Source organism: Variovorax sp. PEI5, from assembly GCF_056679935.1.
In genome coordinates, this window is record NZ_JBWXPH010000002.1 from 81,930 (window position 1) to 104,805 (window position 22,876).

Annotated in this window: 19 protein-coding genes; 11 read left to right on the forward strand and 8 right to left on the reverse strand. The window is 72.0% G+C overall.

The genetic code is table 11. The features are described from left to right. Positions 1-4 precede the first annotated feature (4 nt). Positions 5-877 carry an MBL fold metallo-hydrolase gene (locus tag AC1MLT_RS16880; RefSeq protein ID WP_481035190.1) on the reverse strand — a complete coding sequence of 291 codons (873 nt, stop codon included), beginning with the start codon at positions 875-877 and terminating at the stop codon, positions 5-7. A gap of 97 nt (positions 878-974) precedes the next feature. Here AC1MLT_RS16880 and AC1MLT_RS16885 point away from each other — a divergent pair, with 97 nt between their 5' ends. After that, the gene (locus tag AC1MLT_RS16885; RefSeq protein ID WP_481035191.1) at positions 975-2,372 is read left to right on the forward strand and encodes an MmgE/PrpD family protein; all 1,398 of its coding nucleotides are present in this window, start codon (positions 975-977) and stop codon (positions 2,370-2,372) included. A gap of 10 nt (positions 2,373-2,382) precedes the next feature. On the opposite strand, the gene AC1MLT_RS16890 is transcribed toward AC1MLT_RS16885, so the two are convergent. After that, positions 2,383-3,138: an IclR family transcriptional regulator gene (locus tag AC1MLT_RS16890; RefSeq protein WP_481035192.1), complete on the reverse strand. Its 756-nt coding sequence runs from the start codon at positions 3,136-3,138 to the stop codon at positions 2,383-2,385. A gap of 240 nt (positions 3,139-3,378) precedes the next feature. Here AC1MLT_RS16890 and AC1MLT_RS16895 point away from each other — a divergent pair, with 240 nt between their 5' ends. The 6 genes from AC1MLT_RS16895 to AC1MLT_RS16920 are packed head-to-tail and all read left to right on the forward strand — an operon-like array spanning position 3,379 to position 11,488. Then, positions 3,379-4,827: an FAD-binding oxidoreductase gene (locus tag AC1MLT_RS16895; protein WP_481035193.1), complete on the forward strand. Its 1,449-nt coding sequence runs from the start codon at positions 3,379-3,381 to the stop codon at positions 4,825-4,827. 21 nt (positions 4,828-4,848) lie between these two features. Next, complete coding sequence (gene purB, locus AC1MLT_RS16900) at positions 4,849-6,207, forward strand: adenylosuccinate lyase (RefSeq protein ID WP_481035194.1); 1,359 nt, start codon at positions 4,849-4,851, stop codon at positions 6,205-6,207. A 41-nt stretch (positions 6,208-6,248) separates the two neighbouring features. Further along, a complete protein-coding gene (locus AC1MLT_RS16905) occupies positions 6,249-7,256 on the forward strand; it encodes a tripartite tricarboxylate transporter substrate binding protein (RefSeq protein WP_481035195.1) in 1,008 nt (335 codons plus the stop codon). 41 nt (positions 7,257-7,297) lie between these two features. Next, the gene (locus AC1MLT_RS16910; protein ID WP_481035197.1) at positions 7,298-8,158 is read left to right on the forward strand and encodes a sulfurtransferase; all 861 of its coding nucleotides are present in this window, start codon (positions 7,298-7,300) and stop codon (positions 8,156-8,158) included. 15 nt (positions 8,159-8,173) lie between these two features. Beyond that, the gene (locus AC1MLT_RS16915; protein WP_481035199.1) at positions 8,174-9,160 is read left to right on the forward strand and encodes a Bug family tripartite tricarboxylate transporter substrate binding protein; all 987 of its coding nucleotides are present in this window, start codon (positions 8,174-8,176) and stop codon (positions 9,158-9,160) included. Positions 9,161-9,163: 3 nt separating this feature from the next. Further along, positions 9,164-11,488 (forward strand): molybdopterin-dependent oxidoreductase, encoded by a 2,325-nt coding sequence (locus AC1MLT_RS16920; protein WP_481035201.1) that lies wholly within the window; start codon positions 9,164-9,166, stop codon positions 11,486-11,488. Here AC1MLT_RS16920 and AC1MLT_RS16925 read toward each other — a convergent pair. The 3 genes from AC1MLT_RS16925 to AC1MLT_RS16935 all read right to left on the reverse strand — a co-directional run bounded on the left by AC1MLT_RS16925 (position 11,410) and on the right by AC1MLT_RS16935 (position 15,396). Then, positions 11,410-12,582 (reverse strand): CaiB/BaiF CoA transferase family protein, encoded by a 1,173-nt coding sequence (locus AC1MLT_RS16925; protein WP_481035202.1) that lies wholly within the window; start codon positions 12,580-12,582, stop codon positions 11,410-11,412. The genes AC1MLT_RS16920 and AC1MLT_RS16925 overlap by 79 nt on opposite strands. 17 nt (positions 12,583-12,599) lie before the next feature. Continuing rightward, positions 12,600-13,583, reverse strand: coding sequence for a Bug family tripartite tricarboxylate transporter substrate binding protein (locus AC1MLT_RS16930; RefSeq protein ID WP_481035203.1), 984 nt, complete (start codon positions 13,581-13,583; stop codon positions 12,600-12,602). 73 nt (positions 13,584-13,656) lie between these two features. Next, positions 13,657-15,396 (reverse strand): acyl-CoA dehydrogenase family protein, encoded by a 1,740-nt coding sequence (locus AC1MLT_RS16935; RefSeq protein WP_481035205.1) that lies wholly within the window; start codon positions 15,394-15,396, stop codon positions 13,657-13,659. A gap of 106 nt (positions 15,397-15,502) precedes the next feature. On the opposite strand from AC1MLT_RS16935, the gene AC1MLT_RS16940 reads away from it, so the two are divergent. Beyond that, a complete protein-coding gene (locus AC1MLT_RS16940) occupies positions 15,503-16,408 on the forward strand; it encodes a LysR family transcriptional regulator (protein ID WP_481035206.1) in 906 nt (301 codons plus the stop codon). Here AC1MLT_RS16940 and AC1MLT_RS16945 read toward each other — a convergent pair. Continuing rightward, complete coding sequence (locus tag AC1MLT_RS16945; protein ID WP_481035208.1) at positions 16,360-17,352, reverse strand: LysR family transcriptional regulator; 993 nt, start codon at positions 17,350-17,352, stop codon at positions 16,360-16,362. The genes AC1MLT_RS16940 and AC1MLT_RS16945 overlap by 49 nt on opposite strands. Before the next feature lie 98 nt (positions 17,353-17,450). Here AC1MLT_RS16945 and AC1MLT_RS16950 point away from each other — a divergent pair, with 98 nt between their 5' ends. Genes AC1MLT_RS16950 through AC1MLT_RS16960 form a run of 3 tightly spaced genes read left to right on the forward strand, consistent with a single transcriptional unit; the run spans position 17,451 to position 20,553 of the window. Beyond that, positions 17,451-18,482, forward strand: a complete 1,032-nt coding sequence (locus tag AC1MLT_RS16950; protein WP_481035210.1) for a tripartite tricarboxylate transporter substrate binding protein — start codon at positions 17,451-17,453, stop codon at positions 18,480-18,482. A gap of 5 nt (positions 18,483-18,487) precedes the next feature. Beyond that, positions 18,488-19,549, forward strand: a complete 1,062-nt coding sequence (locus AC1MLT_RS16955; RefSeq protein WP_481035836.1) for a maleylacetate reductase — start codon at positions 18,488-18,490, stop codon at positions 19,547-19,549. A gap of 38 nt (positions 19,550-19,587) precedes the next feature. Then, a complete protein-coding gene (locus AC1MLT_RS16960; RefSeq protein ID WP_481035211.1) occupies positions 19,588-20,553 on the forward strand; it encodes an SMP-30/gluconolactonase/LRE family protein in 966 nt (321 codons plus the stop codon). A gap of 26 nt (positions 20,554-20,579) precedes the next feature. On the opposite strand, the gene AC1MLT_RS16965 is transcribed toward AC1MLT_RS16960, so the two are convergent. Both AC1MLT_RS16965 and AC1MLT_RS16970 read right to left on the reverse strand, forming a co-directional pair. Further along, on the reverse strand, positions 20,580-21,281 hold the full coding sequence (locus AC1MLT_RS16965; RefSeq protein WP_481035212.1) for a MarC family protein: 702 nt from the start codon (positions 21,279-21,281) through the stop codon (positions 20,580-20,582). Positions 21,282-21,293: 12 nt separating this feature from the next. Then, entirely contained in the window at positions 21,294-22,826 is a 1,533-nt protein-coding gene (locus AC1MLT_RS16970) for a BCCT family transporter (RefSeq protein WP_481035214.1), read from the reverse strand. Positions 22,827-22,876 lie beyond the last annotated feature (50 nt).

Here is a 22,876-nt window from a genome sequence, read left to right on the forward strand (position 1 = left end):
CCTTTCAGAGCAGGTCGATCGGGATCTTCAGGTAGGCCGTGCCGTTGGCCTCGGTCGGCGGCATGCGGCCGCCGCGCATGTTGACCTGCACCGATGGCAGCATCAGCGCGGGGAGGTCCAGCGTGGCGTCGCGGGCCTGGCGGCGGGCGACGAAGTCGGCCTCGGGAATGCCATCGCGCACATGGATGTTGCCCGCGCGCTGGTCGGCCACGGTGGTCATGCAGGTGGCGTCGCGGCCCGCCGGCGGATAGTCGTGGCAGAGGTAGAGCCGGGTCCGCGGCGGCAGCTCGAGCAGGCGCCGGATGGAGCTGAACAGCACATGCGCGTCGCCGCCGGGGAAATCGCAGCGCGCGGTGCCGAGATCGGGCATGAAGAGCGTGTCGCCGACGAACACCGCATCGGGTCCGCCGGCCGGATCGGCGATGCGGTAGGCCACGTCGGCCGGCGTGTGGCCGGGCACGTGCAGCGCGGTGGCCCGCAGGCCGCCGATGGAGAAGGTCTCGCCATCGGCGAACAGATGCTCGAACTGCGACCCGTCCGTCGCCAGGTCGTCGACATTGAAGATGCCGCGGAATTCCTTCTGCACCTGCGTGATGCCGGCGCCGATGCCCAGCGCGCCGCCCAGGCGCTTCTGGAGCCACGGCGCACCCGAGAGGTGGTCCGCATGGGCATGCGTCTCCAGCAGCCATTCGAGCTGGAGGGAGTGCTCGGCGAGGTAGGCGGCCACCGCCTCGGCCGGGCCGGGATCGGTGCGGCCGGCCTTCTGGTCGAAGCCCATCACGGGATCGATCACGGCGCAGCGGCCGGCGCCGTCGTCCACCACATACGAGAAGGTGGAGGTGGCGCGGTCGAAGAAGGGTCGGATGGACATGCGCATGCAATTCTCCTCGGAGTTCATTCAATTTTATAGAATGAAAAACATGTCATTCAATAAAACGACTTTGACAGCGGACGCGACAGGGTCGTCCGCCACGATGCCGTCCGCCGGCCCGGCCGCGCTGCCCGAGGCGCGCCTGGTGGCCCACGTGCTGGCGCAGGGCGCCCGACCGCTGTCCGTGGCGACGCGCGAGCGTCTCGCGCAGGCGCTGCTGGACTGGTTCACCGCCGGCTGGTCGGCGCTCGACCTGCCGGCCGCCGAGCGCCTGCGCGCGCTGGCGCGGACGGTGTCCCCGGGCGCGGAGGGCGCGCCGGTGTTCGGCGCGGCGCGCGGCCTGGCGCCGGTGGCCGCCGGTTTCGCCAACGCCGGCATCGCCCACCTGCGGGAGATCGACGACGCGCATCGCGCGGCGATGCTGCATCCGGGCGTGATGGCGGTGTCGCCGGTGCTGGCGCTGGCGCCGGCGCTGGGCCTGTCGCGCGAGCGCGTGGCGCGGGCCATCGTCGCCGGCTACGAGGTCGCGCTGCGGATCGGCGAGGCCCTGGGTCCGCGCCACGCCGCCCTGTTCCATGCCACCGCCACCGCCGGCTGCGTGGGCGCGGCGGCCGCCGCCGGCGTCGCCCTGGGACTCGACGGGGCGCGGCTGCACCACGCCCTGGGCATCGCGGCCACGCAGGCGGCCGGCCTGTGGCAGCTGGTGGACGACGACGCCCACGAAGCCAAGTCGCTGCATCCGGCGTTCGCGGTGCGCAACGGCATGACCGCCGCCCATGCCGCCCAGGCCGGTCTCCCCGGCGCGCGGGCCTTCGTGACCGGCGCGCGCGGCCTCCACGCGGCGCTGGCCGGCTCCGGTCCGCTCGCGGTGCTCGATGGCGATCTGGACGCGCCCGAGCGGCTGCACACCGCCACCATCAAGGCCTGGCCGGCCTGCGCCATGCTGTTCACGCCGCTCGACGCCATGCAGGCGCTGATCGACGCGCACGGCCTGCGCGCCGACGACGTGGTCGCGGTGGAGGTGGCGATCTTTCCGCATGCGCTGAAGATCGCCGGCGTGGTGTGGCCGAGCCGCCCGGCCGAGACCAGCTTCAGCCTGCGCTATGTGCTCTCGGTGCTGCTGCAGAAGGGCCGCCTGGGCATCGCCGACACCGAGGCGCCGGACCTGGATGACCCGGTCCTGCGCGCCCTCGGGGAGCGCATCACGGTGTTGCCCGACGAGGCCTACCAGCGGGCCTTCCCGCAGCGCCGGCCGGCCCGGGTCGAGGTCCTGCTGCACGACGGGCGGCGCCTGCGGGCCTTTCGCGACCTGCGCCGTGGTGACCCGGAGGATCCCTTCACCTGGCCCGCGCTGCAGGCCCGCATGCGCGCCTTCGCGCCCGCCATGGACGACCGCCATGCCGCCGCGCTGGTCGCCTGGTGCGAAGGCTTCCTCGATCCCTCCCGTGATGGCGAGCCCGGCGCGCCGGCGCCGCTGCTGTTCGGAAGTCCCGGGATCTAACCGCACCGGCTCAGGCGCCGCCGGTCCAGTCGCGCGGCGGACGCGCCGCGAAGCCCTGCGCGGCCAGCGCGCGGCGCGCGATCTCGACCGCCTTGCGCTGGGCCGCCGCGCTCTGCCGTGGCGCGATGCCGATCACCACCAGCGCGCCCAGGAACACGCCGTCGCCGTCGAAGACCGGCAATGCCACCGAGGCGATCTGCGGCACGCGTTCCTCGCGCGTGATGGCGAAGCCGTCGCGGGCGATCGCCTGGGCCTGCGGCGTGCTGCCGCCGGTGAAGGCACGCAGCACGTGCGAGGACGAACCCCCCGCGACCAGCTGGATGCGCGCGCCGACCTCGACGTGGTGGCGCACCTCGTTGTGGCTGTTCTCGCGGTAGAGGCAGACCCGCTCGTCGCCGTCGCGGATGTAGAAGGCCACGGTCTCGCCGGTCTGCCGCATGACCTCCTGCAGGGCCGGCTGCAGGCGCGAGCCGACGTCGAAGGTGCGCCGGTACAGCATGCCCAGGTGCAGCAGCGCCGGTCCGGGCGAATAGGCGCCATTGTCGAAGCGATGGACCATGCGCGCGCGCACCAGCACGCCCAACAGGCGCAGCAGCGTGGCCTTGTCCAGGCCGGTGCACTCGGCGAGTTCGCGCAGCTGCAGCTTGAGCCGGTCCTCGCTGAAGCATTCGAGGATCGAGAGCCCGCGCTCCAGCACGCCCGAGGGCGGCGTGCGGGGCGGGGATCCGTCCGTGGCGGAGCGGGTCTTGGAAGGGGAGGCGGTCATCGTGGAGAGAAGCAGACGAGGCCGGCGCGCGGTCTCCGGGCGAGTCCCGTTGACACCGAACACCTGCGTGATATAGTTTTATCGATTGAAATGTATTTCATTCAATGAAATAAGAAAAGCGTTTTGTTCGTTCCTTTCCCGTTCGCCGCCGATCGCGCGGCGTCGTTCGACGATGGAGACTCCCGTGCATTTCCGTTCCTGGTTGCCGCGTCGATCACGCGCTCGCGTGAAGTCTGCCTCATGAGCGCGTCCGCCCCACTGATCGATCGCCTGGCCGGCATCGTCGGACCCGCGCAGGTGCTGGTCGCGCCCGGCGACACCGCCCGCTACGAGGCCGAGTGGCGCCGCACCTATCCGGGCACCGCGCTGGCCGTGGTGCGGCCGGCCACGACGCGGGAGGTCTCGCGGGTGGTGGCCGCCTGCGCCGCCGCCGGCGTCGCGCTGGTGCCCCAGGGCGGCAACACCGGACTGGTGGGCGGCTCGACGCCCGACGATTCCGGCACCGAGATCGTGCTCAGCCTGGAGCGCATGCGCGCGGTGCGCCGGGCCGATCCGCTGGACAACACGCTCACCGTCGAGGCCGGCTGCACCGTGCGGGCCACGCAGGAGGCGGCGCTGGCGGCGGGGCGGCTGTTCCCGCTGTCGCTGGCGTCCGAGGGCAGTGCCACCGTGGGGGGCGTGATCGCCACCAACGCCGGCGGCGAGCAGGTGCTGCGCTATGGCAACACACGCGACCTGGTGCTGGGCCTGGAGGTGGTGCTGGCCGATGGCCGCGTGCTCGACCTGCTGGGCTCCCTGCGCAAGGACAACACCGGCTACGACCTGAAGCAGCTGTTCATCGGCAGCGAGGGCACGCTGGGCATCGTCACCGCCGCCACCTTCAAGCTCTTCGCGCGGCCCCGCGCCGTGGTCACCGCCTGGGTCACGGTGCGCGATCCACGGGCCGCGGTGGAACTGCTGTCGCGCCTGACCGATGCGGTGGGCGAGCGCGTCACCGCCTTCGAGCTGATCGGCGACGGCCCGCTGGGACTGGTGCTGCGGCATGGCGCGGCCGGCATGCGCGCGCCATTGGGCGAGGTGCCGCCGTGGTCGGTGCTGTTCGATGTCTCGGAGGTCTCGGCGCGCCTGGACCCGGCGCCGCTGGTGGAGGAGGTGCTGGGCGCCGCGCTGGAGGACGGCCTGGTGCGCGATGCCGCGCTGGCCGCGTCCGAGGCCCAGGCGCATGCCTTCTGGGCGCTGCGCGAGCATGTCCCTGAGGCGCAGCGGCTCGAGGGACCGTCGATCAAGCACGACATCTCGGTGGCCATCTCGCGCATCCCGCGCTTCATCGACGAAGCCGGCGCGGCGCTGGAGGCGCTGATGCCGGGCATCCGCATCGTCTGCTTCGGCCACGTGGGAGACGGCAACCTGCACTACAACCAGAGCATGCCCGCCGGCATGGCCGCCGCCGAGTTCCGCGCCCGCGAGGAGGCGGTGCACGACATCGTGCACGCCACCGCGGCCCGGCTGGAGGGCTCGATCTCGGCCGAGCACGGCATCGGGCGCCAGAAGCAGGCCGCCTTCCTGCAGCACAAGAGCCCGGTCGCGCTCGACGCGATGGCGCGCATCAAGCGCGCGCTCGATCCCGCCAACACCTTCAATCCCGGCCGCGTGCTGCCCCGCGCGCTGGTCGTCCCTCCGCGTTCCTAAGCCCACCTCCCAGGACTCCACATGCCCGTTTCCGTTTTCGACATGCAATCGCTCCAGCACCTCTGGGGCACCGAGGAACTCCGCACCATCTTCGGCGAGGAGAACCGCATCCAGAAGTGGCTCGACTTCGAGGCCGCGCTGGCGGCCGCGCAGGCCGAGCTGGGCATCATCCCGGCCGCCGCCGCCGACGAGATCGCCACCCAGGCCCGCGTCGCCAACATCGACATCGCGACGATGTCGGCCGAGATCCGCCGCATCAAGCATTCGCTGGTGCCCACGCTCAAGCAGCTGCAGGCGGCGTGCTCCAGGGAGAGCGGCGAGTGGGTCCACTACGGTGCCACGACCCAGGACGTGGTCGACACCGGCGTGGCCCTGCAGCTGAAGGAATTCCATGCCGTCGCGATGCGGGACATGCAGGCCGTGGGCCGGGAGCTGGCGCGCCTGGCCACGACCCACCGCGACACGCCGATGGTCGGCCGCACGCATGGCGTGCAGGCGCTGCCGATCACCTTCGGCCACAAGTGCGCGCTGTGGCTGGACGAGCTGGGCCGCCACCACGAGCGCCTGACGCAGGCCGCGCCGCGCGTGCTGGTGGGCATGCTCGCCGGTGCCGTGGGCAGCCAGGCCTCGCTCGGGCCGAAGGCCGTGCAGCTGGAGGCGCTGATGCTCGCCAAGCTCGGCCTGGGCGCGCCGGCCATCAGCTGGGCCCCGGCGCGCGACCGCCTCACCGAGTACGCCTGCCTGCTGGCGATGATCGGCGCCACGCTGTCGAAGATCGGCAACGAGCTCTTCAACATGCAACGCAACGAGTTCGGCGAGGTGGAGGAGGGCTTCTCCGAAGGCAAGCTGGGTTCCTCCACCATGCCGCACAAGCGCAATCCGACCTCGGCCGAGAACCTGGCCGGCCTGTCGCGGCCGCTGCGCTACAACGCCGCCATGATGGTCGAGGGCATGGTCCAGGAAGGCGAGCGCGACGGCATCGCCTGGAAGATGGAATGGAAGGCCCTGCCCGAGTGCTGCCTGATCGCCGGCGCCATGCTGTTCCAGGCCAAGAACCTGCTGGCGGGCCTGAAGGTCAATGCCGACGTGATGGCCGCCAACCTCGACAAGATGCGCGGCTACCTGCTGTCCGAGCGCGTGATGCTGGAGCTCAGCGAGCGCGTGGGCAAGCAGACCGCCCACGAGTGGATCTACGAGGCGTCGATGCTCGGCATCACCGGCAAGCTCGGCTTCGCCGATGCCATGCGCCAGCACCACGGCCTGGGCACGCTGCTCGACGACGACGAGATCCGCGACCTGACCGATCCGGGGGCCTATCTGGGCGAGTGCGGTCCCTCGGTCGACCGCGTGGTGGCGGCGCAGCGGGCCTGGCTCGGCTGAGGCCACCCGGCGCCGCGCGCCGACATCAGGAGACAAAAGACATGACGACCACGTTCGATGGTTCCACGATGCGCCGCCGCCATGCGGCGCTGATGCTGGCCGGCCTGCTGGGCCTGGCCGCGATGGCCGCGCCGCCCGCGCTGGCGTCGTCCTATCCGGCGCAGCCGATCAAGCTGGTGGTGGGCTTTCCGCCCGGCGGCGGCGGAGACCTCTACGGCCGCCTGATCGCCAACGCCATGAGCAGGACGCTGGGCCAGACGGTGGTGGTGGACAACCGCGCGGGCGCCGGCGGCAACATCGCGGCCGACCTGGTCGCCAAGGCGAGCCCCGACGGCTACACGCTGCTGCTGGCCATGAGCGGCAATCTGGCGGTGGCACCGGCCACCAAGGCGCGCGGCCTGCCCTACAAGGTGCCCGACGACTTCACGCCGATCGGCCTGATCCTGGAGGCGCCGCACGGCCTGTTCGTGGGCCACAACTCGCGCTTCCGGACCGCGCAGGAGCTGCTCTCGGCCGCCCGGACGCAGAAGCTGACCTTCGCCTCCACCGGCACCGGCGCCGCCGCGCACATGGGCATGGAGATGGTCAAGCAGTCCGCCGGCATCGACATGCTGCACGTGCCCTACAAGGGCTCGGGCCCGGCCATCACCGACATGCTCGGCGGCCAGGTCGACAGCTTCTTCGCCACCGCCTCGCCGCTGGTCGGACAGGTCCGCCAGGGCCAGCTGCGGCTGCTCGCCATCACGGGCGACCGGCGCAGTCCGGCGCTGCCCGACGTGCCGACCTTCAAGGAACTCGGCGTGAGCGTGCCCGTGGTGCAGTGGTATGGCCTGGCGGCGCCGGCGGGCACGCCCGCGCCGGTGGTCCGGCACCTGTCCGAGCACCTCGGCCGCGCCCTGGCCAGCGCCGAGGTCCGCGACGCCATCCGCAAGGACGCCGCCATCGAGCGCAACCTGACGGGCGACGCCTTCCGCCAGTTCATCCTCGACGACATCGCACGCTACAAGGCCGCGATCACGCCGGAGCTGATGAAGGAAATCTCCCAGTGAGCCCGTCCCCGGCCGCCCCTTCCCATCCCACACCCCCTCCCATGACCACCTACGACACGCTCATCTCCGCCGACCAACTGGCGGCCGCGCAACGCGCCGGCACGCCGCCGCGGGTGCTCGACTGCAGCTTCGAGTTGACCGATCCCGAGGCCGGCCGAATGACCTACGGCGCCGGCCACGTGCCGGGCGCCCACTACCTGCACCTGGACCAGGCGCTGTCGGCCGCCAAGACCGGCCGCAACGGCCGCCACCCGCTGCCGAGCCGCGAGACCTTCGCCGCCACCATGGCCGCCCTGGGGGTGGGCGACGACACGCAGGTCGTGGCCTACGACAACGCCGGCGGCATGTACGCCGCCCGCCTGTGGTGGATGCTGCGCTGGGCCGGGCATCGCGCGGTGGCGGTGCTCGACGGCGGTCTGGCGGCCTGGACGGCAGCGGGCCAGCCGGTGGCCACCGACAGCCCGGACGCCCCGCCCGCCGGCGACTTCAGCCTGCGCGAGCCGCTGGTCGCCACCGTCGACTACGAGGCGGTCAAGGCCAATGTCGACAGTCCCCGGCGGCTGGTGCTCGATGCCCGCGCGCCCGACCGCTTCCGGGGCGAGAACGAGACCATGGATCCGGTCGGCGGCCACATCCCCGGCGCGCGCAACCGCCTGTTCAAGGACAACCTCGATGCCGATGGCCGCTTCAAGCCCGCCGCGCGCCTGCGTGCCGAGTTCGACGCCATCACCGGCGGGCGGCCCGCCGACGAGCTGGTCAACCAGTGCGGCTCTGGCGTGACCGCCTGCCACAACCTGCTGGCCATGGAGGTGGCCGGCCTGAAGGGCGCTGCGCTCTATCCCGGCTCCTGGAGCGAGTGGAGCGCCCAGCCCGGCGCGCCCATCGCCACCGGCGCGGCGTAGGTCGAGGAGACATCCATGCGCACACCCGATTTCCTGCGCCGCTCGGTCGGGGCGGTCATCCTCGTCGTGGGCGGACTGCTGGCGTGGTCCGGCGCCGCGCAGGCCGCCTATCCCGACCAGCCGATCAAGCTGGTGGTGGGCTTTCCGCCGGGCGGTGGCGGCGACCTCTACGGCCGCACCATCGCCAATGCGCTGTCCCGCCACATCGGCCAGACGGTGATCGTGGACAACAAGGCCGGCGCCGGCGGCAACATCGCCGCCGAGAGCGTGGCGCGCGCCCGGCCCGACGGCTACACGCTGATCCTGGCGATGAGCGGCAACTTCGCCAGCGCGGTCGCGTTGCGCGCCAACCTGCCCTACAAGGTGCCCGAGGATTTCGTGCCCATCGCGCAACTGGTGGAGACGCCCTTCGGCCTGATGGTGGGCAGCAATTCGCCCTTCAAGACCATCGGCCAGTTCGTGGCCCAGGCGCGCGCCAGGCCCGGCGAGCTGACCTACGCATCCACCGGCGCCGGGGGCGCCGCGCAGATCGTCATGGAGATGGTCAAGCAGCGCGCCGACCTCGACATCCTGCACATCGCCTACAAGGGCTCCGGTCCGGCCCTCAACGACCTCTACGGCGCTCAGGTGGCCAGCTTCTTCGCGCCCTACACGCCGCTGATGGGCCAGATCACCGGCGGCAAGCTCAAGCTGCTGGCGGTCAGCACGCCCCAGCGCATCCCGTCGCTGCCCGATGTGCCGACCCTGAAGGAATCGGGCATCGACATCGTCATGACGCAGTGGTATGGCCTGGCGGCGCCGGCCGGCACGCCGAAGGACGTGGTGGACCACATCGCGCGGGCCGTGCAGGCATCGATGAAGGACCCCGAGCTGCTGAAGGTGTTCCGCGCCGATGGCGCCCAGGAATCGCAGGTCACCGGCGACGCCTTCCGCGACTTCATCGTCAGGGACGTCGCCAACTACCGCCGCGCCGTCGAACGCGGCAACCTGAAGGCGGAATAGCCCATGACGTCCGAAACCCCCGTCTACCATCCGCACAGTTCGCACTGGGGCGTGTTCTCGGCCGCCTGGGATGGCCAGACGCTGGCGGTGAAGCCCCATCCGGGCGATCCCGATCCCAATCCGCTGATCGACAACCTGCCCGCCGCCCTGCGCCACAAGGTCCGCGTCACCACGCCGATGGTGCGCCGGGGCTGGCTGGAACGCGGGCCCGGGCCCGATCCCGCCCGCGGGTGCGACGAGTACGTGGCCATGTCGTGGAACGAGGTGCTGGACCTGCTGGCGGCCGAGCTGCGGCGCGTGAAGGACGCGCACGGGGCCGAGGCCGTCTTCGGCGGCTCCTATGGCTGGTCGAGCGCCGGCCGCTTCCATCACGCCCAGAGCCAGGTGCACCGGTTCCTCAACACCACCCTCGGTGGCTACGTGCGCTCGGTCAACAGCTACAGCGCCGGTGCCTCGGGCCCCATGCTGCCGCATGTCCTGGGCAGCATGGAGGAGGTGGCGCGCCGCAACGTGACCTGGGAGCAGGTGGTGGCGCACACCGACGTGGTGCTGGCCTTCGGCGGCATGGCGCTCAAGAACTCGCGCGTGGCCTCCGGCGGCATCAGCCGCCACGTCGAGCGCGACGCCATGCGCCGGGCGGCGGCGCGCGGCTGCCGCTTCGTGTCGATCAGCCCGATCCGCAGCGACCTGCCCGACGAGGCCCGCTTCGAGTGGCTGGCGCCCGTGCCCGGCACCGACACCGCGCTGATGCTGGCGCTGGTGCATCAGCTGGTGAGCGATGGCGCGCACGACCGCGAATTCATCGCCCGCTGCTGCGACGGCTGGGAGGTCTTCGAGGACTATCTGATGGGCCGCGCCGATGGCGTGCCCAAGAGCTGCGCCTGGGCCGCGCCCGTGTGCGGCCTGCCCGAGGCGCAGCTGGTGGCGCTGGCGCGCTCGCTGGTCGGCAAGCGCGTGCTGGTGGTGGTGGCGCATTCGCTGCAGCGCGCCGAGCATGGCGAGCAGCCGGTGTGGATGGGTGCCGTGCTGGCGGCGGCGCTCGGCCAGCTCGGCCTGCCGGGGGGTGGCTACAACTACGCGCTGGGCACCCTGGCCCACTATGGCAAGCGCAACAACGCGGTGCCCGCCGCCGCGCTGCCGCAGGGCACCAACGGCGTGAAGGCATTCATCCCGGTCGCGCGCATCAGCGACATGCTGCTCCATCCCGGCCAGCCCTTCGACTACAACGGCGTGCGTCGCGCCTACCCGCACATCCGGCTGGCCTACTGGGCCGGCGGCAATCCCTTCCACCACCACCAGGACCTGCAGCGTCTGGCCGAGGCCTTCCGCCGGCTCGACACCTTCGTCGTGCACGAGATCGCCTGGACCGCCACCGCCCGGCATGCCGACATCGTGCTGCCCTGCACCATGACGCTGGAGCGCGAGGACATCGGCGCCACGCCGACCGATCCGCTGGTGGTGGCCATGCATCGCATCGCCGAGCCGCACGGCCTGGCGCGCGACGACTACGACATCTTCTGCGATCTGGCGCGCCGCCTGGGCGGGCTCGAGGCCTTCAGCGAGGGCCGCGACACGCGCCAGTGGCTGGCGCACCTGTACGAACGCACCCGTGGCGGCCTGGAGAAGCTCGGTCTGGAGGCGCCGTCGTTCGAGGAGTTCTGGCGGCGCGGCGAGATCACCCTGCCGCAGAGCGATGACGATGGCGGCATCCTGCGTGCCTTCCGCGACGATCCCGCGGGCGCGCCGCTGCCCACGCCCAGCGGCAGGGTGCAGGTCAGCTCGCCCACGGTGGCGGCCTTCGGCTATGCCGACTGTCCCGGCCATCCGGCCTGGCTGCCGCCCCGGTTCGCCCCCACGCCGGAGCATCCGCTGTGGCTGGTCGCCAACCAGCCGCACAGCAAGCTGCACAGCCAGCTCGACTATGGCGGCCACAGCCAGGCCAGCAAGCGCCGGGGCCGCGAGGTCTGCACGCTGCATCCCGCCGCCGCGGCGGCGCGCGGCATCGCCGAGGGCGACATCGTGAGGATCTTCAACGAGGTCGGCGCCTGCCTGGCCAGCGCCCACCTCGACGCCGACCGGCGCGCCGACGTGGTGCAGCTGCCCACCGGCGCCTGGTACGCCCCGGTGACGGATGCCCAAGGCCGCGCCCTGTGCGCCCATGGCAACCCCAATGTGCTGACGCGCGACATCGGCACCTCGTCGCTGGCGCAGGGCTGCGCCGGCCAGCTCGGCACGGTGGAGGTCGAGCGCTACGAGGGCGAGCCGCCGCCGGTGCTGGCGTTCGAGCCCCCGGTGTCGAACGAGTCGCCCGGCGTCAATGGCGCGTGACGGTAGCTCGCGGGCGTCCGCGACAGCTTGACCGGCGCGCCGATCCCGCGATAGCCGCCCGGCAGTTCCACCCGCATGCCCCGGTGGGCGGTGTGCGGATGGTCCAGCGCCTGGTCGACCGAGAGCACCGGCGCGGCCGGCACGCCGGCGGCCATCAGGGCCTCGACCAGCATGTCGCCATCGACGTCCCGGGTCCCGGCCTCCAGCGCCTCCTTCAGGGCCGCGCGGTGGATCGAGCGCGCGCCGGCGCTGGCATAGCGCGGATCGTCGGCCAGCGCCGGATTGCCGATGCAGCGGCAGAACGCCGCGAACTGGCGGTCGTTGCCCACCGCCACGAAGACCGGCGTGGTGCCCGTGGCCAGGGCGTCGTAGGGATAGATGTTGGGATGCGCATTGCCGGTGCGCCCGGGCGTGCGCCCGTCGAGGAACCAGTTGGCCGCGTGGGGGTGCAGCAGCGACAGGCCGCTGTCGTAGAGCGCCGCCTCGACGAACTGCCCCAGGCCGCTGCGCTGGCGTTCCTGCAGGGCCAGCAGCACGCCGATGACGGCATTCAGCCCGGTCACCATGTCGACCACCGGCAGGCCGACGCGCAGCGGCCCGCCATCGGCCTCGCCATTGACGCTCATGATGCCGGTCATGGCCTGCACCGCCGCGTCGTAGCCGGGCAGGCCGCCGAGCGGGCCGTCCGATCCGAAGCCCGAGACGCGGCACCACACCAGCCGCGGAAAGCGCGCCATGAGCACCTCGGGGCCGATGCCCCAGCGCTCCATGGTGCCGGTCCTGAAGTTCTCGACCAGCACATCGGCCTCGGCCACCAGCGCCAGCAGGGCGTCGCGGCCCTCGGGCCGGGCGAGGTCGAGCTGCAGGGTGCGCTTGTTGCGATTGAGCCCGTGGTAGTAGGAAGCGACGCCGTCCTTGAAGGGCGGGCCCCAGGTGCGGGTGTCGTCGCCCTGCGGCGGCTCGACCTTGAGCACGTCGGCACCGTGGTCGCCCAGGATCTGGCCGCAATAGGGGCCGCCCAGGATGCGCGAGATGTCGAGGACGCGGATGCCGGCCAGGGCGCCGGCGGGCGGGGGGAGGGACGAGGCGTTCATGCGGTCTCCGGTGCGGGTCAGTCGAGCTGGGCGCCGGCCTGCTTCACCACGCCGGCCCACTTGAGCACCTGGGCCTGGATGAAGCGGCCCAGCTGCTCCGGTGTCGAGGCCGGGGCCGGCTCCAGGCCCTGCGAGGCGAACAGCTGCCTGACCTTGGAGGTGGCGAGCACCTCGACGAAGGCCTGGTTGAGCCTGGCGATGCGCTCGGGCGGCGTGCCCGCCGGCGCCACGATGCCGAAGAACACGCTGACGTCGTAGCCCGGCACGCCCTGCTCGGCCACCGTCGGCACCTCCGGCAGCGCCTGCGAGCGCTCGGCGGTGGTGATGCCCAGCGCGCGCAGCTTGCCGGCCTTGACATAGGGCAGGGCCGTGAGCACGTCGGTGAAGCTCATGCTCACCTGGTTGCCGAGCAGGTCGTTCAAGGCCGGGCCGGTGCCCTTGTAGGGCACATGCTGGAACTGGGTGCCGGCCGAGGCGTTGAACAGCACGCCCGCGAGGTGCGAGGAGGCGCCATTGCCCGACGACGCATAGCTCAGCTCGCCGGGCCGGGCCTTGTCCAGGGCGATCAGCTCGCGCACGTTCTTCGCCGGCACCGCCGGATTCACCACCAGGATGTTGGGCAGGTGGCCGACCTGGATCACCGGCGCGAAGCTCCTGACCGGGTCGTAGCCGACCTTGCGGTAGAGGCTGGCGTTGATGGCCAGCGGGCCGGAGGTGCCGAACAGCAACGTCTGGCCATCCGGCGCCGCGCGGGCGACGTGTTCGGCGCCGATGTTGCCGCCGGCGCCGGCCCGGTTCTCCACGATCATGGGCTGGCCGAGGCGGTCCTTCATCTCCGCGGCCAGCGTGCGCGCCATGGCATCGGTCGGCCCGCCCGGCGGGAAGGGCACCACCAGCATGACGGGCTTGTCGGGGAAGGTGTCGGCCCGGGCGGGCGCGGGCGCGGCCAGGTGCAGCGCGGCGGCGGCGCCGGCCAGGGCCAGGGTGGCGAGAAGTCGCATGGGGAGGTCTCCGTCGTTGTGGGTGTCGAAAGGCGAAAGGCGAAAGGCAAGACGCGAAAGGTGCGGGCCGGTCTCAGCCCGGGGCCGTCGCCCCGGACGCGACGGGGACGTCGGCGCCCCAGTCGCGCGGCACTTGCGCATCGGCCAGGGGATCGCGCGGCAGCACGCGCTGCAGCAGCACCTGCTGCGCCCAGGCGATGCGCCGGGTGGAACCGCCGCGCGCGCCTTCCCACGCCATGGCGATCGCGCTGACCACGTGGTAGAGCCCCGAGGCCGCCTGGCGCGCGAGCCGGTCGCCATCGGCCTCGGCCGCGCGCTCGGCCAGCCGCGCCGCGCGTTCCAGCGCCGCGCGCAACGCGTTGGCGAAGGCCGGCGCCAGCGGCGCGTCGTCGAGCAGGGCCTCGAAGTGCGCCCGCAGGGCCGGCAGCGAACCCTCGCGCCGGATCGCGCGGACGACGTCGAGCGCGACGATGTTGCTGGTGCCTTCCCAGATCGAGCCCAGGTGCGCGTCGCGCAGCAGGCGCGGATCGCTCCATTCCTCGATGTAGCCGCAGCCGCCGCGCACCTCCATGGCGTCGCCGGTCACCTTGCGCGCATCGCGGCAGGCGCGGAACTTGATCAGTGGCGTGAGGATGCGCAGCAGCGGATAGGCCGCCGTCTCGCCGCCATCGGAGCGCGCCAGCGCCTGCGCGGTCTGGAACATCATGCTGCGCGCCTGCTCGGCCGGCAGCCGCAGCTTCGACAGCTGCCGCTGCATCAGGGGCATGTCCTCCAGCCGGCGGCCGAAGGCGCGGCGCTCGTGGGCGATGTGCTCGGCCTCGGCCACCGCGCGGCGCATCAGGCCGGCGGCGCGCACGCCGTTGGACAGGCGCGAGTTGTTGACCATGTCGGCCATCTGCACGAAGCCGCGCCCGGGCTCGCCCACCAGGTGGGCCAGCGCGCCCTCGAGCCGGATCTCGCCGCTGGCCATGGAGCGGGTGCCGAGCTTGTCCTTCAGGCGCAGGATGCGGTAGTGGTTGGCGCCGCCATCGGCGAGCCGGCGCGGCAGCAGGAACAGCGACACGCCCTTCAGGCCCGGCGCGCCACCCTCGATGCGCGCCAGCACCATGGCGAGGTCGGCATCGGGGTTGGAGCAGAACCACTTGTCGCCATGCAGGCGCCATTGCCCGTCGGCGTCGCGCCGCGCCAGCGTCTCGGTCGCGGCGATGTCGGAGCCGGCCGCCTGCTCGGTCATGAACATCGCGCCCTGCGCCAGCGTGTCGACGTCGAGCGAGCGCAGGCGGGGCATGAAGCGCTCGACCAGCTCGGGGTCGCCGAACTTCTTCAATGTGCGAGCGAGCGAGTCCGTCATCGACACCGGGCAGCACAGGCCGAACTCGGCCTGCACGAAGAGGTAGGTCAGCACGTACTTGACCAGGGGCGGCATGCGGCCGCGCCAGCCCAGGGTCTCCTCGCGATGCGACATCGCGGCCAGGCCGAATTCGCCGAACGCCAGCCGCTCCATCTCCACGTACGCCGGATGCTTGTGGACCCGCGCGTCGTCGATGCCGGTGCGGGTGCGCAGCGTCAGGGTCGGCGGGTGGCGGTCGGCGGTGTGCGCCAGCTCGTCGAGCCGTCCGCCCGCCAGCGCGCCCAGGCGCTCGAAGTGCGGCCGCATGTGGGCCAGCAGATCGGCGTCCAGGTAGAGCGCCAGCAAGGCGTGCAGTTCGGTGTCGTCCTCGTAGAGGCTGCGGCCGTGACGGTCGGGCACGGGATGGACGGCGAGGGCGGCGAGGGCGGCGTCGCCGTCGGCCGATGCGGCGGTGGGGGGCATGGCGGGTCTCCTGGTGAGACCGGATTCTTGGCTGCTCGACGATCCGTGTCTAATATCGATTGGGTCTCGATCGATTCGATCCGCCTATCGCAAGAAAGCACGCGCCATGGAACTCAGACACCTGCGGTACTTCATCGCGCTGGCCGAGGAACTGCACTTCGGCCGCGCCGCGCGGCGCCTGTCGATCTCGCAGCCGCCCCTGAGCGTGGCGATCCGCCAGCTGGAGGACACGGTGGGCGCCCAGCTGTTCGAGCGCAACAGCAAGGCGGTGCGCCTGACGGCCGCCGGTCAGGCCCTGCGGATCTCGGCGGCGACCCTGCTGCGCGATGCCGAGGAGGCATTGCTGGAGGCGCGCCGCGTGGCGCAGGGTTCGGCCGGGCGGCTGCGCATCGGCTTCGTCGGCGCCATGCTCTATCGCGGCCTGCCGCAGGCGCTGACGCGCTTCCAGGCCGCCCATCCGGCGGTGCGCGTGACGCTCACCGAGCTCAACTCGGGCCAGCAGGTGGCCGAGCTGCTGCACGACCGGCTCGACCTCGGCTTCACCCACACGCGCCGCGTGCCGGACGAGCTGCAATGCCGCCTGCTGGTCTCCGAGCCCTTCGTGGTCTGCCTGCCGACGCGGCACCGGCTGGCGCGCCAGCCCGTCGTGTCGCTGTCGGACCTGCGCCTCGAATCCTTCGTCCTGTTCTCGCGCGGCGCCTCGCCGGACTACCACGAGCGCATCCTGTCGATCTGCGCCGATGCCGGCTTCGTGCCGGAGGTGCGGCAGGAGGTGCGCCACTGGCTGGCGGTGGTGTCGCTGGTGTCGCAGCGCATGGGCGTGGCGCTGGTGCCCGACGCCATGCGGCATTGCGCGCTGCCCGGCGCGGTGTTCAGGCCGCTGCGCGAGGACTCGACGCCATCGGAGGCCTATGGCATCTGGCCGCGCGCCTCGCCCAACGTGCTGGTGGAGCGGCTGCTGGATCAGGTGCTGGCCGACGCGGCCGTGGAGCGGGCGCACGCGGCGGGCTGAGCGACCGGCGCGGCATTGCGGGCCGTCTCGGCATCCTGCACCCAGCTCGCCGATCGCCCGATGCTGTCGAGCAGGTGCCGGGTGAAGGCGCTGGTCCGGGTGTTGGCGCGCTGCGCGGCCCGCATCAGGTGGATGCCGGTGGCTTCCAGTGGTGGCGCGCCCGCCAGCTCCAGCGCGACCAGCCGTCCGGCCGCCAGGTCCTCGCCGATGGCCCAGTTGGGCATCAGGGCGATGCCCAGGCCCTGCGCGGCGGCCATGCGCCGGGCATCGCAGTCGTCGCACTCGAACGCGAATTGCTCGGGCAGCCAGGCGCCGGGCCCGGTGACCTCGCGCCAGCCGCGCATGCTGGTGCTGTGCTGCCGGTCGATCAGACGATGCTGCGCGAGTTCGTCGAAGCGCGTGGGGTGGCCATGGCGCCGCAGATAGGCCGGCGAGGCGCCGATGATGTAGCGCTGGTAGCCGATCCGCTGGCCGACCATGCTGCTGTCGGGCTGCGGGCCCAGCCGGATGACCAGGTCGAAGCGCTCGACCACGGCGTCGACTGTGCGTTCGGTCAGTTCGAGCTCGACGCGCAGGCCCGGATGCTTCTCGGCCAGCGTCCCCAGGTGCGGCACCACGTGGCGGCGCCCGAAGGCCGGGACGCAGCTCACGCGCAGCAGTCCCTCCACGGTCCGCTCGGCCGCCACCACCTCGCCGCGCACGGACCGCAGGTCGTGCAGGATCCTCACGGCGCGCTCGAACAGCAGGCTGCCGGCGTCGGTCATCATGAGCGCGCGCGTCGAGCGCGTGAACAGCACCACCCCGAGGTCCTGCTCCAGCGCGTCGATCTGGCGCGCCACCGACGACGCCACCAGGCCCTTGCGCCGGGCCACGGCGGAGAAGCTTCCGGCCTGCGCCACATCGACGAACATGGCCAGGTTCTCGGCGAACTTGATCGATTCCATTTGTGCGGCCTGCGCAAAGGCGTTTGGCGCCCGGAGGTGGTTCCGGCGCCGGGGCGCGAACCATACCATCGGCGCATCGAGCCCACAAGGAGACCACGATGCACCCGCCAGCGATCGACCGGCAGCCCGCCGCCCATCCTCCACGACGCCCGCGCGCCGGCGCGACGCTCCGATGGCTTCGACCCCTCGGGCTCGCCCTGGCGCTGGGCGCCGCCATGGCCGGCGCCGCCCTGGCGCAGGCCTATCCGTCGCGCAACGTCACCCTGGTCGTGCCGTTCGCCGCCGGCGGCACGGTCGACCGGGTGGCGCGGCAGATCCAGGAGCCGCTGCGCGCGCGGCTGGGCCAGCCGCTGATCATCGAGAACAAGGGTGGCGCCGGCGGCACCATCGGCATGGCCGCCGTGGCCAAGAGCGCGCCGGACGGCTACACCGTGGCGCTGGTGTTCGACTCCTACGCGACCGAGCAGCACATCTACCCACGCCTGCCCTACGCCACGCTGCGCGACCTGACCGGCGTGTCGTACGTGGCGCGCTCGCCGATGGTGCTGGTGGTGCCGGCGGCCTCGCCCTACCGGACGCTGCAGGACTACGTGGCCGCGGCCCGCAAGCCCGGCGCCGTCTCGTATGCCTCGGTCGGCGCGGGCAGTTCCAACCACCTGGCCGCCGAACTGTTCCACGAGACGGCCGGCACCAGCGGCGTGCACGTGCCATTCAAGGGCGGCGGCCCGGCGATCACCGACCTGCTGGGCGGTCATGTCGACTCGATGATCGCCAGCCTGCCGCTGGTGCTGCCGCAGCTGCAGGGCGGCAAGCTGCGGGCGCTGGCCATCACCTCGCCCAGGCGGGCCGCCGCGTTGCCCGGCACGCCGGCCGTGGCCGAGTCGTATCCGGGCTTCGAGGTCTATTCCTGGGTCGGCATGGTGGCGCCGGCCCGGACGCCGCCACCCGTGCTCGACCGGCTGGCCGCCGACATGACCGCCACGCTGCGCGATCCCGAGGTGGTGAAGCGCTTCACCGAGGGCGGCTTCGAGGTCGTGGCCGGTTCGCGCGAGCAGATGAACCAGCTCATCAGGGCCGAGAGCGAGCGCTGGGGCCGGGTCATCAAGGCCCGCAACATCGTCGCCGAATGACCGCCATGCGGGACTTCACCTTCACGAGCCACGCGCAGCGCGTGCGCTTCGGCGCCGGCACGCTGCGCGCCACGGCGGCCGAGCTCGATGCCATCGGCGCGCGCAAGGCGATCGTGCTGTGCACGCCGCAGCAGCGCGCGCAGGCCGAGCGGGTCGCCGAACTGCTGGGTGGGCGCGTCGCCGGCATCTTCGACGGCGCCGTCATGCACGTGCCGATCGAGACGGCCCGCGCGGCGCGCCGCTTCGCCGCGCAGCAGGGCGCCGACTGCGCCGTGGCCATCGGCGGCGGCTCCACCGTGGGCCTGGGCAAGGCCATCGCCTTCGATTCGGGGCTGCCGATCCTGGCCATTCCCACCACCTATGCCGGCTCGGAGATGACGGCGATCTACGGCCTGACCGAGCAGGGCGTCAAGCGCACCGGGCGCGACCTGCGCGTGCTGCCGCGCACGGTGATCTACGACCCGGAGCTCACGCTGGCGCTGCCGGTGGGGATGTCGGTGGTCAGCGGCATCAATGCCATCGCCCATGCCGCCGAGGGCCTGTATGCCGCCGATGCCGATCCGGTGACCAGCCTGCTGGCCGAGGAGGGCATCGCCGCGCTGGGCCGCGCCCTGCCGGCGATCCGCCGCGATCCCGGCGACCTGGCGGCACGGTCCGACGCGCTGTATGGCACCTGGCTGTGCGGCAAGGTGCTGGGCAGCGTCGGGATGGGCCTGCACCACAAGCTGTGCCACACCCTGGGCGGCAGCTTCGACCTGCCGCACGCGGAGACGCACACCATCGTGCTGCCGCACGTGCTGGCCTACAACGCCGCGGCGGCGGCCCCGGCCATGGCGCGCATCGCCCGCGCGCTGGGCGGCGCCGATGCCGCACGGGCCACCTACGACCTGGCCCGCGACAACGGCGCGCCGCTGGCGCTGCGGGACATCGGCCTGCGCGCCACCGACCTCGACCGCGCCTGCGCCCTCGCGCTCGAGAACGAATATCCGAACCCGCGCCCGGTCGAGGCGCGAGCGCTGCGCCGGCTGCTGCAGGACGCCCACGACGGCGTGCCGCCGGCGGGCTGAGCCGTCGTCCTTCCATCCCTCGTCAACGGAGAATTCCCATGGGCCCTCGTGTCTTGTGGCAGGCGCTCGCCTGCGCGTTCATCGGCGCAGCGGCGCAGGCGCAGATCCCGCCGGCGCCCGCCACGGCCGGCGGCGTGCGCGCCATCGTGGTCGCGCAACAGCCGGCACCGTCGTTCCTGGAGAGCATCGCGGTCGGCCCGGACGGCGCGCTGTACGTGACCGACTTCCAGGGCCGGCAGATCCTGCGCCACGTCGATGGCAAGGGCTTCGACGTGCTGGCAAGGCTGGACGTGCATCCCTGGGGCATGGTGTTCGACAGCGACGGCACGCTGTACTTCGGTGCCGCCGAGCGTGGCATCGTCGACCGGCGCTCGCCGCCGACGCAACTGGTCTACCGGATGGCGCCGGGCGAGGCGCCACGTCGGCTGCTGCGGCTCGACGATGCGCGGGCGCTCAACGGGATGACCCTGCTGGCGCCCGGCCGGCTGCTGCTGGCCGATGGCCGGGGCGGCGTCATCTGGCATCTGGACACGCGCAGCCTGGAGGTGTCGCGCTGGCTGCACGACGATGCCCTGGACATCGAGTCCGGCTTCGCGCTGCCGACGCCGGCGGCCAACGGACTGAAGATCCACGCCGGCCACCTGTATGTCTCCAACACGGCGCGCGGCACCCTGCTGCGGGTGCCGGTCGGTGGCGATCTCGCGCCCGCCGGCGCGGTGGAGATCTTCGCCCGGCCGGTGCGCGCCGACGACTTCGTGTTCTCGCCCGCCGGCAATCTGTACTACACGACGCATCGCAAGGAGATCATGCGCATCACGCCCGACCGGGTGGTGTCGGAAGTGCCCGGCATCGGCCCGGAACTGGTCGGCAGCACGGCGCTGGCCTGGCGGAGCGGCGACGACGGGCCCTTCGCCATCAACGACGGGGGTTTCATCGCGCACCACTGGTATGGCGGCCCGGCGCCAGTGGCTTCCAACCTGGTGCGCCTGCACGGGCTGGACTGAGCCGGTCGGCCGGCCCGCGCGTCGGATCAGCGCGGCAGCGCCACCAGCGCGTCGCGCAGCAGTCCGATGCCCAGCTGGTAGATCCCGTCCCAGATGATCTGGACGCCCAGGCACAGCAGGATGAAGGCCGACAGGCGCAGGAAGATGATGGCGCCGGCCTCGCCCAGGGGCTTGAGCAGCTGCTGCGCATAGCGGAAGGCCAGGTACAGCAGCACGGCGACCGCCAGCAGCGCCAGCACCCCGCCTCCCATGCGCGCCATCGAGATCGACAGCCGGGAGTCGGAGAGCGAGACCCCCACCGTGATGGCGGCGGCGATCGAGCCGGGACCGCAGCTGATGGGGAAGGTCAGCGGATAGAAGGCCTGCCGCTGGGCCATCTCGGCGGTGAAGCTCTCGGCCAGCTCGGTGCGGCTGTTCACGGTGGCCTGCGTCGTCGTCAGCAGGCGCCAGGCCGAGGCCGCGACGATGAGCCCGCCGCCCACGCGCACGATCGGCAGCGAGATGCCGAAGAAATCCAGCACGTAGGAGCCGACGGCCATCGCCCCCAGCAGCAGCCAGAACATGTTGCGCGCGATGCGGCGCGCCAGCATTTCGTGCGTGTGCCTGGAGGCGCCTTCGGTCAGTCCCAGGAAGATCGGCGCCGTCGCCGCCGGATTCAGGATCGGCAGCAGCGCGGCGAGGACGAACAGGAAGCTCTTGCCGAAGGCGCTGAACAGTTCGAGCGTCAATTCGGGCGCGCCTCAGGACTTCGGCGCCGTCGGCTCGACGAACTCGCGCAGGCGCCGCCGCAACGCGCGTTCGCGACGCTGCTCCTCCTCGTGGTCCTCGCGCAGTCCGCGCCACAGCGACACGGCCATCAGCACGATGACGATCGTGAAGGGCAATGCGAACACGATGGTCGCGGTCTGCACCGACTTCAGCCCGCCCGCCACCAGCAGGCTGGAGGCGATGCCCGCGACCAGCAGGCCCCAGACGACCTTCACGCGGGCGCTGGGATCGGCCTGGCCGCCGGTGCTCATCATGCCGAGCACCAGCACCGCCGAGTCGCCCGACGTGACGAAGAAGACGATGATCAGGATGGTCGCGATGCCCGACATCAGCGTGCCCAGCGGCAGCTGGTCGAACATGGTGAACATCGCCGTCGAGACGTCGGCGCCGACGGCGGCGGAGATCGGCACGCCGCGCATGATCTCCAGGTTGAGGGCCGTGCCGCCGAAGACCGAGAACCAGACGACGGCCGCGATGGTCGGCGCGGCCACCGTGCCCAGGATGAATTCGCGCACCGTGCGACCGCGCGAGACGCGCGCGATGAACAGGCCCACGAAGGGCGACCAGCTGACCCACCAGGCCCAGTAGAAGATCGTCCAGCCGCCGACCCAGGTGCTGTCGCGGAACGGCGTCGTGCGCAGGCTCATGCGCACGAATTCGCTGAGGTAGTTGCCCAGCGTCGTCGTCATGGTGTCGATGACGGCGACCGTGGGGCCGAGGACGAACACCGCCAGCGCCAGCAGCGCGGCGAGCAGCAGGTTGAAGGTCGACAGCCACTTGATGCCCTTGGTCACGCCGCTGACCGCCGAGGTGATGAACAGCACGGTGGTGACCGCGATGATGCCCAGCTGCGATGCCTGGCCCACCGGCAGGCCGAGCACCGCGTTCAGTCCGCTGTTGATCTGCAGGGCGCCCATGCCCAGCGAGGCCGCGACGCCGAATGCCGTCGCGATGACGGCCAGCACGTTGACGACCGGCCCGATGCGGTGCAATGGCTTCCAGGGCAGCGCCACCACCGCCGTGCTGACCAGCGCGGAGCCGCCACGGCGGAACTGGAAGAAGGCGATGGCGAGCGCCACGATGCTGTAGACCGCCCACGGATGGATGCCCCAGTGGAAGAAGCTGTAGCGCATCGCCGCGTTGGCGGCTTCGGGCGTGCGCGGCGCGATCCCCGGCGGCGGCATGCCGTAGTGCGAGATGGGTTCGGCCACGCCCCAGAACACCAGGCCGATGCCCATGCCGGCCGCGAACAGCATGGCGAACCAGGCCCCGACCGAGAACTCCGGCTCCTCGTCGTCGGCGCCGAGCTTGAGGGTGCCGTAGCGGCTGCAGGCCAGGACCAGTGCGAGCACCACGAGGCCCAGCACGATCCACAGGTACAGCCAGCCGAAATTGCGGGTGATCGTCGCCAATGCCTCATCGAAGACCAGACCCAGGTGGACGGGCGCGATGATCCCCCACAGGACGATGGCCATGATGAAACCGGCCGAGACGATGAGCTGCATGCATTCTTCCTTGCTTGATGACGAGGGCGCCGCGCATGACGGCATCCGCG